This is a genomic window from Streptomyces sp. NPDC007164, from assembly GCF_040634135.1.
Classification (GTDB): Bacteria; Actinomycetota; Actinomycetes; order Streptomycetales; family Streptomycetaceae; genus Streptomyces; species Streptomyces sanglieri.
In genome coordinates this window covers 71,723-83,710 of record NZ_JBEYFB010000020.1, presented here as the reverse complement: position 1 = coordinate 83,710, position 11,988 = coordinate 71,723, and the positions used below count along the sequence as shown (strand labels likewise).

At 72.4% G+C, this 11,988-nt stretch carries 9 protein-coding genes and 1 pseudogene; 6 read left to right on the top strand and 4 right to left on the bottom strand.

Going from position 1 to position 11,988, the window contains the following annotated elements:
* The first annotated feature begins 80 nt into the window (after window positions 1-80).
* From ABZ622_RS24070 to ABZ622_RS24045, 6 genes and pseudogenes are all read left to right on the top strand, one after another.
* Entirely contained in the window at window positions 81-701 is a 621-nt protein-coding gene (locus ABZ622_RS24070; RefSeq protein ID WP_360546355.1) for a TetR/AcrR family transcriptional regulator, read from the top strand.
* Between the two features lie 281 nt (window positions 702-982).
* The gene (locus ABZ622_RS24065; protein WP_360546353.1) at window positions 983-2,410 is read left to right on the top strand and encodes a citrate:proton symporter; all 1,428 of its coding nucleotides are present in this window, start codon (window positions 983-985) and stop codon (window positions 2,408-2,410) included.
* A 35-nt stretch (window positions 2,411-2,445) separates the two neighbouring features.
* Window positions 2,446-3,795: pseudogene (locus ABZ622_RS24060) on the top strand (MFS transporter).
* A 104-nt stretch (window positions 3,796-3,899) separates the two neighbouring features.
* Window positions 3,900-5,801, top strand: coding sequence for an ABC transporter ATP-binding protein (locus ABZ622_RS24055; protein WP_360546351.1), 1,902 nt, complete (start codon window positions 3,900-3,902; stop codon window positions 5,799-5,801).
* Between the two features lie 82 nt (window positions 5,802-5,883).
* Window positions 5,884-7,272, top strand: coding sequence for an aldehyde dehydrogenase family protein (locus tag ABZ622_RS24050; protein ID WP_360546349.1), 1,389 nt, complete (start codon window positions 5,884-5,886; stop codon window positions 7,270-7,272).
* Window positions 7,273-7,393: 121 nt separating this feature from the next.
* Entirely contained in the window at window positions 7,394-8,476 is a 1,083-nt protein-coding gene (locus ABZ622_RS24045; RefSeq protein WP_360546347.1) for a Zn-dependent alcohol dehydrogenase, read from the top strand.
* Between the two features lie 28 nt (window positions 8,477-8,504).
* On the opposite strand, the gene ppk2 is transcribed toward ABZ622_RS24045, so the two are convergent.
* The 4 genes from ppk2 to ABZ622_RS24025 are packed head-to-tail and all read right to left on the bottom strand — an operon-like array spanning window position 8,505 to window position 11,936.
* On the bottom strand, window positions 8,505-9,545 hold the full coding sequence (ppk2, locus tag ABZ622_RS24040; RefSeq protein WP_360546345.1) for a polyphosphate kinase 2: 1,041 nt from the start codon (window positions 9,543-9,545) through the stop codon (window positions 8,505-8,507).
* Window positions 9,511-10,491, bottom strand: a complete 981-nt coding sequence (locus tag ABZ622_RS24035; protein WP_360546343.1) for a DMT family transporter — start codon at window positions 10,489-10,491, stop codon at window positions 9,511-9,513. Before ABZ622_RS24035 ends, ppk2 begins: the two co-directional genes overlap by 35 nt.
* Before the next feature lie 33 nt (window positions 10,492-10,524).
* Window positions 10,525-11,238: a winged helix-turn-helix domain-containing protein gene (locus tag ABZ622_RS24030; protein WP_360546447.1), complete on the bottom strand. Its 714-nt coding sequence runs from the start codon at window positions 11,236-11,238 to the stop codon at window positions 10,525-10,527.
* Between the two features lie 23 nt (window positions 11,239-11,261).
* Window positions 11,262-11,936: a TetR/AcrR family transcriptional regulator C-terminal domain-containing protein gene (locus tag ABZ622_RS24025; RefSeq protein ID WP_360546341.1), complete on the bottom strand. Its 675-nt coding sequence runs from the start codon at window positions 11,934-11,936 to the stop codon at window positions 11,262-11,264.
* Between the last annotated feature and the right edge of the window lie 52 nt (window positions 11,937-11,988).

Below are 11,988 nucleotides of genomic sequence, written 5' to 3'. Positions count from 1 at the left end.
ATCCGGAGAACCGGCGTCCACCCGCCCGCCGGGCACGCGGAAGCCACCGGCCACCCGCCGCAGAGGAGACCCACGGCATCATGGAGTCCGTGCCCCATGCGAACACGAACCTCCGCCGCGCCCCCGTACAGCAGCGCAGCGCCGAGCGCCTCGCCCGGATACTCGACGCCTGCGCCGAACTCCTCGACGAGACCGGCTACGAGCAGCTGTCCACCCGCGCCGTGGCCCTCCGTGCCGGGGTGCCCATCGGCTCCGTGTACCGGTTCTTCTCCAACAAGCGAGCGCTGACCGATGCGCTGGCCCAGCGCAATCTGGAGAGCTACGCCGAACGCATCACCGGCCGCCTGGCCGTCATCCCGGCCACGGACTGGCGCACCGCCATCGATGCCGTGCTGGACGAATACCTGGCGATGAAGCGCTCCGTGGCCGGATTCGCCCTGGTCGACTTCGGCGCGGTGGCCCCCGAGGAGGACCCCGCCAACGCCGCGAACCAGCGGGTCGCCGGCCGGCTCGTCGAACTGCTCGCCGGACATCTGGGCGGCGCCCCCGACGAGGACCTGTCGCGCACCGTCCTGGTCTGCGTCGAGGCCGCCGACGCCCTCCTCCAACTCGCCTTCCGCACCGACCCGGCGGGCGACCGGGCCATCGTCGCCGAGACCCGCGTCATGCTGCGGGCCTATCTGGCACGCGTACTGGAGTGACGGCGGGGGCACCGGCCACCCGCCCCGGTGCCGGCGTCCATCGGCTGCTCGACGGCACCCGGCGCGACCCGCTCCCCGGCACCGCCGTGCCCAACGGGTTCCCGGTGACCGTGACCCCCGCCGCGACGCCGGTTGTGCCCCAGTCATGATCACCGCGTTGACCTGGGGTTTTGCTCGTATTGCTCGCATGTCAACGTCTTGTTAACGCTTCGAGTCGCGCCCTAACGTCATCCGCACCGCCGAGTCCGGTGGGAGTTCAAGGGTGAGCGATAGGTGTCCACATGCTGACAATCCTCGGCTTCGCCATGATTGCGACCTTCCTGGTCCTGATCATGCTGAAGAAGATGTCGCCGATCGCGGCGTTGGTCCTGATCCCCGCGCTGTTCTGCGTCGCGGTCGGACAGGGCGCGAAGCTCGGTGACTACGTCATCGACGGCGTCGGCAATCTGGCCCCGACCGCCGCGATGCTGATGTTCGCCATCGTCTACTTCGGCGTGATGATCGACGTCGGCCTCTTCGACCCGATCGTGCGGGGCATCCTGCGCTTCTGCAAGGCCGACCCGATGCGGATCGTCGTCGGTACGGCCGTACTCGCCGCCATCGTCTCCCTCGACGGTGACGGCTCCACCACCTTCATGATCACCGTCTCGGCGATGTATCCGCTCTACAAGCGCCTCAAGATGAGCCTGGTCGTGATGACCGGCGTCGCCGCCACGGCGAACGGCGTCATGAACACCCTTCCCTGGGGCGGCCCCACCGCCCGCGCCGCCACCGCGCTCAAGCTGGACGCGGGCGACATCTTCGTACCGATGATCCCGGCGCTCGGTATCGGCCTGGTCGCCGTCCTCCTCCTCGCCGTCGTCCTGGGCCGGCGCGAGCGCAAGCGGCTCGGCATGCTCACCCTCGACGAGGCGCTGGCCACCGAGACGGCCATGGAGCCGGAGACCGTGCTGGTCGGGGCGGGCGGCGGCAGCGACCGCACCCGCAAGAACTCCGGCGGAGCCGGTACGGGCGCCGGCGGCGACGCGGCGGAGCACCCGGCCACGGACGAGGGCGCGGACGAGGGCTTCAAGGGCCTGGACCCGGACCGGACCACCCTGCGCCCGAAGCTCTACTGGTTCAACGCCGGCCTCACCATCGCCCTGCTCACCGCGATGATCATGGAACTGATGCCGATCCCGGTGCTCTTCCTGCTCGGCGCGGCCCTCGCGCTCACCGTCAACTTCCCCCACATGCCCGACCAGCGGGCCCGGATCGCCGCCCACGCCGACAACGTCCTCAACGTCTCCGGCATGGTCTTCGCCGCCGCCGTCTTCACCGGCGTCCTCTCCGGCACGGGCATGGTCGAGCACATGGCCGACTGGCTCGTCGGCGCGATCCCCGACGGCATGGGCCCGCACATGGCGATCGTCACCGGCATCCTCAGCATCCCGCTGACGTACTTCATGTCGAACGACGGCTTCTACTTCGGTGTCGTCCCGGTGCTCGCCGAGGCGGGCGCCGCCCACGGTGTCTCCCCGCTGGAGATCGCCCGCGCCTCCCTGGTCGGCCAGCCCCTGCACATGTCGTCCCCGCTGGTCCCGGCCGTCTACGTACTCGTCGGCATGGCGAAGGTCGAATTCGGCGACCACACCAGGTTCACCGTCAAGTGGGCGGCGCTCACCTCGCTGGTGGTGCTCTGCGCCGGACTCCTGTTCGGCATCATCTGACCGTGCGCACCCTTCAGGAGCCCGGCAGGGGCTGGCTGCTGCGCCTTCGCCTTCGCCTTCGCCTTCGCCTTCGCCTTCGCCTTCGCGCAGGGGGCGGTGTCGATGGCGCGGCCCGCCGTCTCCTACCGGGCTCTTTCGCTCGGCGGATGGGGTCTCCCCTGCTCGAACGGAGTTGAGAGCTGGGGGAAGAGCGCGCCATCGGCGTGATCACCGGGGTGTACGCCCTCCTCCCGCTCTTCGCCGCCGTCCCGCTCGGGCGCGCACCGACCACGGCCGGTGCGCGCCCCTGCTGCCCTTCGGCGTCGTACTGATCGCGGGCGGCTGCGCCCTGAGCGGCCGGGCCGGCTCGCTGACCGCGATGGCGGCCTGGAGCGGGGTGATGGGCCTGGGCCATCTCTGCTTCGTCATCGGTGCCCAGCCGATCGTCGCCCGTCAGTCCGGCCCGGCCGAACAGGACCGCAACTTCGGGCACTTCACCATCGGCGCGTCCCTCGGCCAGCTCATCGGCCCGATCGCCGCCGGGTATCTGATCTCCGAGCGGGACGGCGCCATGGCCCGTACCAGCGCACTCGCCCTGATCGTCGCGGCGGCCGTCGCCACCGTCTCCCTCGGCCCGCTCCGGCGCATCGAGCACCGTTCCGCGCCCGCCGCCCGGCGGGCGGAGCCGGCCGCGAAGGTCCCCGTCGGCCGCGTCCTGCGGGCCCGCGGGGTTCCGGCCGGGATCTTCATCAGCCTCGCCGTGCTCTCCGCGACCGACATCCTCACCGCGTACCTGCCCGTCGTCGGTGAACACCGGGGCATCGCCCCCGCCACCATCGGACTGCTGCTCAGTCTGCGCGCCGCCGCCACCATCGCCTGCCGGCTGGTGATGACCCCGATGCTCCGGGCCCTCGGCCGCACCGCGCTGCTCACCACCACCTGCCTGCCGGCCGGGGTGCTCTGCGCGGGCATCGCCCTGCCCGTCCCCGTGGCGGTACTGGCCGCGATGCTCGCCGTGCTCGGCTTCTGCCTCGGCGTCGGACAGCCGCTCTCGATGACCACCGTCGTCCGGGCCGCCCCGCCGGAGGCCCGCTCCGCCGCGCTCGCCCCTCCGCCTCACCGGGAACCGCCTGGGGCAGGTCGCGGCCCCCGCCTCGGCCGGACTGATCGCCGGGGCGGCGGGCACCGCGGCCCCCTTCGTCATGCTCGGTGCCCTCCTCCTCACGGCCTCGGGGCTCGGCGTACGGGCGGGCGGCGGGACCGGCGGGCCGGTGCCGCCCCGGCCGTCCCGGCACCACGGCCACCCCGGCGCCCCACCGACCGCCACCGCGCCTGACACCCCGGCGCCCCATCGGCCGCCACCGCGCCTGACACCCTGGCGCCCCACCGGTCGCCACCGCGCCTGACACCCCGGCGCCCCACCGGCCGCCACCGCGCCGCCCCGGACGTCTCGCTGCCGGCTGAACCCGTTCGTTGACCTCAAGCCCACTGGAGGTCGTACGTTCCTCCCATGAGCATGGAAACCACCGCGTGGACACAGCTCCACAACGTCATGAACGCGCAAGCGGACCGACGCCCCTTCGACCGGACCACCCTGCGGCGCATCGCCGCGTTCGCCCGCCCGCACCGGCGCCGGGTCGCCCTGTTCCTGATCCTCAGCGTGGCGACGGCGCTGCTCGCGGTCGCCACCCCGGTACTCGCCGGCCGGGTCGTCAACGCCATCGTCACCGGCAAGGAATCCGGCACCGTCACCCGGCTGTCCCTCCTGATCGCCGTGATCGCCGTCGCGGAGGCCGCACTCGGTCTGGTCAGCCGCTGGCTCTCGGCCAATCTCGGCGAGGGCCTGATCCTCGACCTGCGGACCGCCGTCTTCGACCATGTGCAGCGCATGCCGGTCGCGTTCTTCACCCGGACCCGCACCGGCGCGCTCGTCAGCCGCCTCAACAACGATGTCATCGGCGCCCAGCGCGCCTTCAGCAACACCCTGTCCGGCGTCGTCAGCAACGTCGTGACGCTGCTGCTCACGCTCGGCGTGATGCTCTCCATCTCCTGGCAGATCACCGTGCTCGCACTGGTGCTGCTGCCGGTGTTCGTACTGCCGGCCCGCCGGATGGGCTCCCGGATGGCGAGACTCCAGCGGGAGGCCGCAGCCCACAACGCCGCGATGGGAACCCGGATGACCGAGCGCTTCTCCGCACCCGGCGCCACCCTGATCAAGCTCTTCGGCCGCCCCGCCGACGAGTCCGCCGAATTCGCCGTCCGGGCCGGCCGGGTGCGCGACATCGGGGTACGCACGGCGATGGCCCAGTCCGCGTTCATCACCGCCCTCACCTTGGTGTCCGCGCTGGCGCTCGCCCTGGTCTACGGACTCGGCGGGTACTACGCACTGCACGGGCGGCTCGACGCGGGCGCGGTGGTGGCCCTGGCCCTCCTGCTGACCCGGCTGTACGCACCGCTCACCGCCCTCGCCGGGGCGCGGGTCGAGGTGATGAGCGCGCTCGTCAGCTTCGAGCGGGTCTTCGAGGTGCTCGACCTCAAGCCCCTCATCGACCAGAAGCCGGACGCACGGGCGGTCCCGGACGGCCCGGTGTCCGTCGAGTTCGACCAGGTGCGGTTCGGCTACCCCTCCGCCGACAAGGTCTCGCTCGCCTCCCTGGAGGACGTCGCGAGCCTCGACACCCGGGGCGGCGACGAGGTGCTGCGCGGCATCTCCTTCCGCGCCGAACCCGGCCAGACCGTCGCCCTCGTCGGCTCCTCCGGCGCCGGCAAGTCGACCATCGCCCAACTGCTGCCCCGGCTGTACGACACCGACGAGGGTTCGGTACGCATCGGCGGCGTCGACGTACGCGACCTGACCTCCGACACCCTGCGCGACACCCTCGGCATGGTCACCCAGGACGGCCACCTCTTCCACGAGTCGGTACGCGCCAACCTGCTGCTCGCCCGCCCCGACGCCGCCGAGGAGGACCTCTGGGACGCACTGCGCCGCTCCCGCCTGGACGGACTCGTCGCCTCGCTGCCCGACGGGCTCGACACCGTCGTCGGCGAACGCGGCTACCGGCTCTCCGGCGGCGAACGCCAGCGCCTGACCATCGCCCGGCTGCTGCTGGCCCGCCAGCGCGTCGTCATCCTCGACGAGGCCACCGCCCACCTCGACAACACCTCCGAGGCGGCCGTCCAGGAGGCGCTCACCGAGGCGCTCGCCGACCGCACCGCCGTCGTGATCGCCCACCGGCTCTCCACCGTACGGGCGGCCGACCTCATCCTGGTCGTGGAGAGCGGGCGGATCGTGGAGCGGGGCACGCACGAGGAACTTCTCGCGACGGGCGGCCGGTACGAGGAGCTCTACCGCACCCAGTTCGAGAACCCCGGTACCGAACACGGGCAGCTCGACGCGCAGCCCTCGGCGTGACGGGCGTCTCTGGCGCCCCAAAACTAACAGCGCTAGTTTGGGGGTGGACGCCCGTCCGCAACCGTGTCCGGGAGGAATAGCGATGAAGGCCCACGACGGCATGTACATCGACGGAGCCTGGCGGCCCGCCGCGGGACGGGACACGATCGCGGTGGTGAACCCCGCGGACGAACAGGTCATCGCCGAGGTCCCGGCCGGCGGGGCCGAGGACGTCGACGCCGCGGTGCGGGCCGCCCGCGCCGCGCTCCCGGCCTGGGCGGCCACCGCCGCCGCCGAGCGGGCCGCGCGGATCGCCGCCCTGCGTGATGTGCTCGTCGCCCGCAAGGACGAGATCGCCGGGACCGTCACCGCCGAACTCGGCGCGCCGCTGCCGTTCTCGCAGGCGGTGCACGCGGGCGTGCCGATCCTGGTGGCCGGTTCGTACGCCGAGCTCGCCGCCTCGTACGCCTTCGAGGAGAAGGTCGGCAACTCCACCGTGTACGCCGAGCCGGTCGGCGTGGTCGGCGCGATCACCCCGTGGAACTACCCGCTGCACCAGATCGTCGCCAAGGTCGCCCCGGCACTCGCGGCGGGCTGCACGATCGTCCTCAAGCCCGCCGAGGACACCCCGCTGACCGCCCAGCTCTTCGCCGAGGCCGTCCACGAAGCGGGCGTCCCCGCGGGCGTGTTCAACCTGGTCACCGGCCTCGGCCCGGTCGCCGGGCAGGCCCTGGCCGAGCACGAAGGCGTCGACCTGGTCTCGTTCACCGGTTCCACCGCGGTCGGCAGGAAGATCGGCGCCACGGCCGGCGCGGCCGTCAAGCGCGTCGCCCTCGAACTGGGCGGCAAGTCCGCCAACGTCATCCTGCCGAGCGCGGACCTGGCCAGGGCGGTCGGCGTCGGCGTCGCGAACGTCATGGGCAACTCCGGCCAGACGTGCAGCGCCTGGACCCGGATGCTGGTGCACACCTCGCAGTACGACGAGGCGGTCGCGCTCGCCGCGGAGGCGGCCGCCAAGTACGGCGACCGCATCGGCCCCCTCGTCAACGCCAAGCAGCACGCACGGGTGCGCGGCTACATCGAGAAGGGCGTGGCGCAGGGTGCCCGACTGGTCGCCGGCGGCCCCGAAGCCCCGCGCGAACAGGGCTACTTCGTCAGCCCGACCGTGTTCGCCGATGTCACCCCGGAGATGGCCATCGCCCAGGAGGAGATCTTCGGCCCGGTCGTCTCGCTCATCCGTTACGAGGACGAGGACGACGCCCTGCGCATCGCCAACGGCACCGTGTACGGCCTCGCGGGCGCGGTCTGGGCGGGCGACGAGGCCGAGGCGGTGGCGTTCGCCCGGCGGATGGACACCGGGCAGGTCGACATCAACGGGGGCCGGTTCAACCCGCTCGCCCCGTTCGGCGGCTACAAGCAGTCCGGCGTCGGCCGCGAACTCGGCTCCCACGGGCTCGCGGAGTACCTCCAGACCAAGTCCCTCCAGTTCTGACCGTTCCGCACGCCCTGTCTCTCCGAACCGACTCGTTCCTCCGAACCGACTCGTTCCTCCGAACCGACTCGTTCCTCCCCACCGCCCCGTTCCTCCGTCGCCCACCGTCAGGAGCCTGTTCGTGGTCCGCGCCGCCGTACTGCCCGCCGTCGGAGCTCCCCTGGAGATCACCGGCATCGAACTCCCGGAGCCCGGCCCCGGCCGGGTGCGGGTCGCACTCGCCGCCGCCGGCGTCTGCCACTCCGACCTCTCGCTGTCCAACGGCACCATGCGGGTGCCCGTTCCCGCCGTCCTCGGCCATGAGGGCGCCGGCACCGTCACCGCGGTCGGCGAGGGCGTCACCCAGGTGGCACCGGGCGACGGAGTCGTCCTCAACTGGGCCCCCTCCTGCGGGAGTTGTCACGCCTGCGCGCTGGGAGAGGTCTGGCTCTGCGCGAACGCCCTGAACGGCGCGGGCGCCGTGCACGCCCGGCGTGCGGACGACGACAGCGAACTGCACCCCGGTCTCAACGTCGCCGCGTTCGCCGAGGAGACGGTGGTCGCCGCCGACTGCGTACTGCCCGTTCCGGACGGCATCCCGCTCACCGACGCGGCCCTCCTGGGCTGCGCCGTCCTCACCGGCTACGGCGCCGTGCACCACTCGGCGAAGCTGCGCGAGGGCGAGACGGTCGCGGTGTTCGGCGCCGGGGGAGTGGGGCTGGCCGCGCTCCAGGCCGCCCGCATCGCCGGTGCCGCACGCATCGTCGCGGTCGACGTCTCCCCGCAGAAGGAGGAGCTGGCCCGCCGGGCCGGTGCCACCGACTACGTGGTCGCCTCGGAGCACACCGCCCGTGAGATCCGGGCCCTCACCGGCAAGCAGGGGGTGGACGCCGCCATCGAGTGCGTGGGCCGCGCCACCACCATCCGTACCGCCTGGGAGTCCACCCGCCGCGGTGGCCGGACCACGGTCGTCGGCATCGGTGGCAAGGACCAGCAGGTCACCTTCAACGCCCTGGAACTCTTCCACTGGGGGCGCACCCTCTCCGGCTGCGTCTACGGCAACTCCGATCCGGCGCGGGACCTGCCGGTCCTGGCCGGCCACGTCCGGGAGGGCCGGCTCGACCTGGGCGCCCTGGTGACGGAGCGCATCACCCTGGACGGCATCCCGGCGGCGTTCGACAACATGATCGCGGGCAGGGGCGGACGGGCCCTGGTGGTGTTCTGACGGCCCGTCCCGTGATCCCTCGCCGGGCTCAGCCCGTGGGCCCGGCGACCGCCCGGTCCGTGGTGAGCAGCCGGGCGTCCATCTCGCCCTGCTCGAAGAGCCGGGAGGCCGGACCCACGATCAGCGGGTCCGGTTCATGGGCCACCGCCGTGTCCTTGTCCGGGTAGTCGAAGCGGTGCAGCACGTGCCGGATCGCCTCCAGCCTGGCCCGCTTCTTGTCGTTGCTCTTCACCACGGTCCAGGGCGCGTCCGCCGTGTCCGTGTGGAACAGCATCAGCTCCTTGGCCTCCGTGTACGCGTCCCACTTGTCCAGCGAGGCGAGGTCGACCGGGCTGAGCTTCCACTGCCGCACCGGATCGATCTGGCGGATCATGAACCGGTTGCGCTGCTCGTTGCGGGAGACGGAGAACCAGAACTTCACCAGATGGATGCCGTCCCGGGCGAGCATCCGCTCGAAGCCCGGTGCCTGGTGCATGAATTCGAGGTACTCGCGGCTGGAGCAGAACCCCATCACCCGCTCCACACCGGCCCGGTTGTACCAGGACCGGTCGAAGAGCACGATCTCGCCGGCGGACGGCAGATGCGCCGTGTACCGCTGGAAGTACCACTGGGTGCGCTCGCGTTCGGTGGGTTTCTCCAGCGCCACCACCCGCGCGCCACGGGGGTTGAGGTGCTCGGTGAACCGCTTGATCGTGCCGCCCTTGCCGGCCGCGTCCCGCCCCTCGAAGAGGATGACGAGGCGTTCGTCGCGCTCCTTCACCCAGTGCTGGAGCTTGAGCAGTTCGATCTGCAGGGCGCGCTTGGACTTCTCGTACGCCTTCCGGCCGAGCTTGTGGTCGTACGGGTAGTCCTCCCGCCAGGCGTCCCGCGCCCGGCCCTCGGGCGTCACCAGGACCGGATCGTCGTCGCCGCTGTCGGACACCCGGAAGCCGTCGAGTCCGGGGCCGCCGTGCCGGGCCGCCTCGGTGGGATTGGCCGGCCCGGATTCCCGGGCCCCGGCCGGCTTCTCCTTCGGGCTCTTCTTCCCCGTCCGCTCAGCGCCGCTCGGTTTCCGGGTGTTCCGCGTCATGTCGGCGTCCCTCCACCGGCCGTGCCGGATTCTTCCGCGTCAGGCCAGTGTGCGGACGCATCCGGGAGACCGCCACCCCGGCCAGGCAGAGCAGCCCGCCGCCGACGGTGAGCGGCGCGGGCACCTCGTCCAGCACCAGCCAGGACATCAGTACCACCAGCGCCGGTACCGCGTACGTGGTGGCGCCCATCCGCCCCGCGGTGGTCCGGGCCAGCGCGTAGGCCCAGGTGGTGAAGGCCAGCGCGGTCGGGAAGAGGCCCAGATAGACCATGTTCAGGGTGGCGGACAGCGGTGCGTCGGCGGCGTCGGAGATCAGCGCTCCGGAGAACGGCAGACAGGCGGCGGTGCCGACCAGGCAGCCGAAGGTGGTGATCTGCAGCGCGGAGCCGTGCCGCAGCGCGGGCTTCTGGCGTACCACCCCGGTCGCGTACGCGACGGCGGCCAGCAGGCACAGCAGCACGCCGAGCACCGAGGCGCCGCCGTCCCCCGACATCGAGAGCCCCACCACCGCGGCGCCCGCGAACGACACGGCCATGCCCGCCAGCAGCCTGCCGGGCAGCGCCTCGCCCAGTATCCGGGCACCGAGCAGCGCGATCAGCAGCGGGCCGATGTTCACCACCATTGCGGCGGTGCCCGCGTCGACCTGCTGCTCACCCCAGTTGAGCACCACCATGTACAGCCCGAACCAGAGCAGCCCGGACCAGGTGATCCCCGGCCAGGCGGCCCGCGAGGGCAGTCCCTCGCGCCGCACCAGCAGCAGCGCGCCGAGCGCCAGCGAGCCGGCGAGCAGCCGGCCGAGGGCGAGCGCACCGGGCGAGTAGGCCGCACCGGCGCTGCGGATGGAGACGAAGGCGGAGGCCCACAGCAGCACGGTGGTGCAGGCCGCTGCGGTGGCCCGCCAGTCACGGTGCGCGGCGGGGGAGGAGGAGGCCGGGGGCGTAGTCATGGCTCCGACGGTACGGCCGCGACCGTTCGGCCCCTACCGAATTGTCTCCGGCTCGATGCCGAGGCGCTCGTACAGGGCCCGCTCCCCGGCCGGGGTGGCCTTCACCGCTCGTCCGGACCCGATCCGTACGCACCACCCGGTGTCCAGCACGTGGCGGCACAGCGCGGCGCCCGCGACCCCGGCCAGGTGCGGCCTGCGCTCCGTCCAGTCCAGACAGCTCCGTACCAGCGGACGCCGCGAGCCGGTCTCCAGGGCGATGCCCAGCTCGTCGAACCAGTGCAGCCCCTCGCCGGTGAGCGCGAAGCCGGTGTCCCGCTCCAGCAGCCCCCGTACGGTCATGGCGTCGGCGATCGTGATGCCGATCCGCCCCGCGAGATGGTCGTAACAGGTGCGGCCGCGGGCCATCGCGCTGCCCGCGCTCACCGCGCCCAGGGTGCGCGGCCGCTCGGGGGCGGAGCCGGGGACGACGTGGGCCGCCAGGTCCTCGACGAGGTGTGCGATCCGTTCGTCGGCCAGCCGCAGATAGCGGTGGCGGCCCTGCCGCTCCTCCGCCAGCAGTCCGCCCGCGACGAGCTTGCCGAGGTGTTCGCTGGCGGTGGACGGCGCCACGGAGGCGTACCGGGCCAGTTCGCCCGCGGTCCAGGCGCGGCCGTCGAGCAGGGCCAGGCAGAAGGCGGCGCGGGTCTCGTCGGCGAGGAGCGTGGCCAGGGCGGCGAGCCGGGGCGCGGCCGGGTCGGGGTGTGCCATGCGTGCCATGTGACCAGGATGCGTCAGGAACGCTTCGGCGCGGGCCGAACCGTCCCGGCCGGTGCCAGCAGCTCGTACTGGAGCGAGAGGCCGTCGACCAGGGCCCGCAGTCCGGTCTCGAAGGCCCCCTCGTCGACCTTCTGGCGGCGCTCGGCCAGCAGATGGGCCTGGCCGAGGTGCGGGTAGTCGGCGGGGTCGTACGCCGTCTCGTCGTCGACGAAGCCGCGGGCGAAGGAGCCCAGTGCCGAACCGGTGATGAAGTAGCGCATCAGCGCCCCGATGTACGTGGCCTGGGCGGGCGGCCAGCCGGCCCTGACCATCGCGCCGAACACCGCGTCGGCGACCCGGAGACCGGCCGGCCGGCGCCCCGGGCCCTGGGCCAGCACCGGAACGATGTGCGGGTGCTCGGTGAGCGCCGCACGATAGGAGGCGGCCCAGTCGTGCAGGGCGGCGCGCCAGTCGCGGGTGTCCGACTCGTCGAACATCGACAGATCGACCTGCGCGGACACGGCGTCCGCGACGGCGTCCAGGATCTCGTCCTTGTTGCGGAAGTGGTTGTAGAGCGAGGGCCCGCTGACCCCGAGTTCGGCCGCGAGGCGGCGGGTGGAGACGGCGTCGAGCCCCTCGGAGTCCACGAGCGCGCTCGCCGTCTCGACGATGCGGTCTCTGCTGAGGAGGGGCTTGCGCGGTCGGGCCATGCGGCACATAGTAGGGCCTGCGAACATAAAACTAGCAGTGCTAATTAAAGTG

Excerpts from the sequence above, each read along its gene's own strand:
- ABZ622_RS24070 (WP_360546355.1), top strand. The coding sequence starts at position 81 with ATGGAGTCCGTGCCCCATGCGAACACGAACCTCCGCCGCGCCCCCGTA.
- ABZ622_RS24065 (WP_360546353.1), top strand. The coding sequence starts at position 983 with ATGCTGACAATCCTCGGCTTCGCCATGATTGCGACCTTCCTGGTCCTG.
- ABZ622_RS24055 (WP_360546351.1), top strand. The coding sequence starts at position 3,900 with ATGAGCATGGAAACCACCGCGTGGACACAGCTCCACAACGTCATGAAC.
- ABZ622_RS24050 (WP_360546349.1), top strand. The coding sequence starts at position 5,884 with ATGAAGGCCCACGACGGCATGTACATCGACGGAGCCTGGCGGCCCGCC.
- ppk2 (WP_360546345.1), bottom strand. The coding sequence starts at position 9,545 with ATGACGCGGAACACCCGGAAACCGAGCGGCGCTGAGCGGACGGGGAAG.
- ABZ622_RS24035 (WP_360546343.1), bottom strand. The coding sequence starts at position 10,491 with ATGACTACGCCCCCGGCCTCCTCCTCCCCCGCCGCGCACCGTGACTGG.
- ABZ622_RS24030 (WP_360546447.1), bottom strand. The coding sequence starts at position 11,238 with ATGGCACACCCCGACCCGGCCGCGCCCCGGCTCGCCGCCCTGGCCACG.
- ABZ622_RS24025 (WP_360546341.1), bottom strand. The coding sequence starts at position 11,936 with ATGGCCCGACCGCGCAAGCCCCTCCTCAGCAGAGACCGCATCGTCGAG.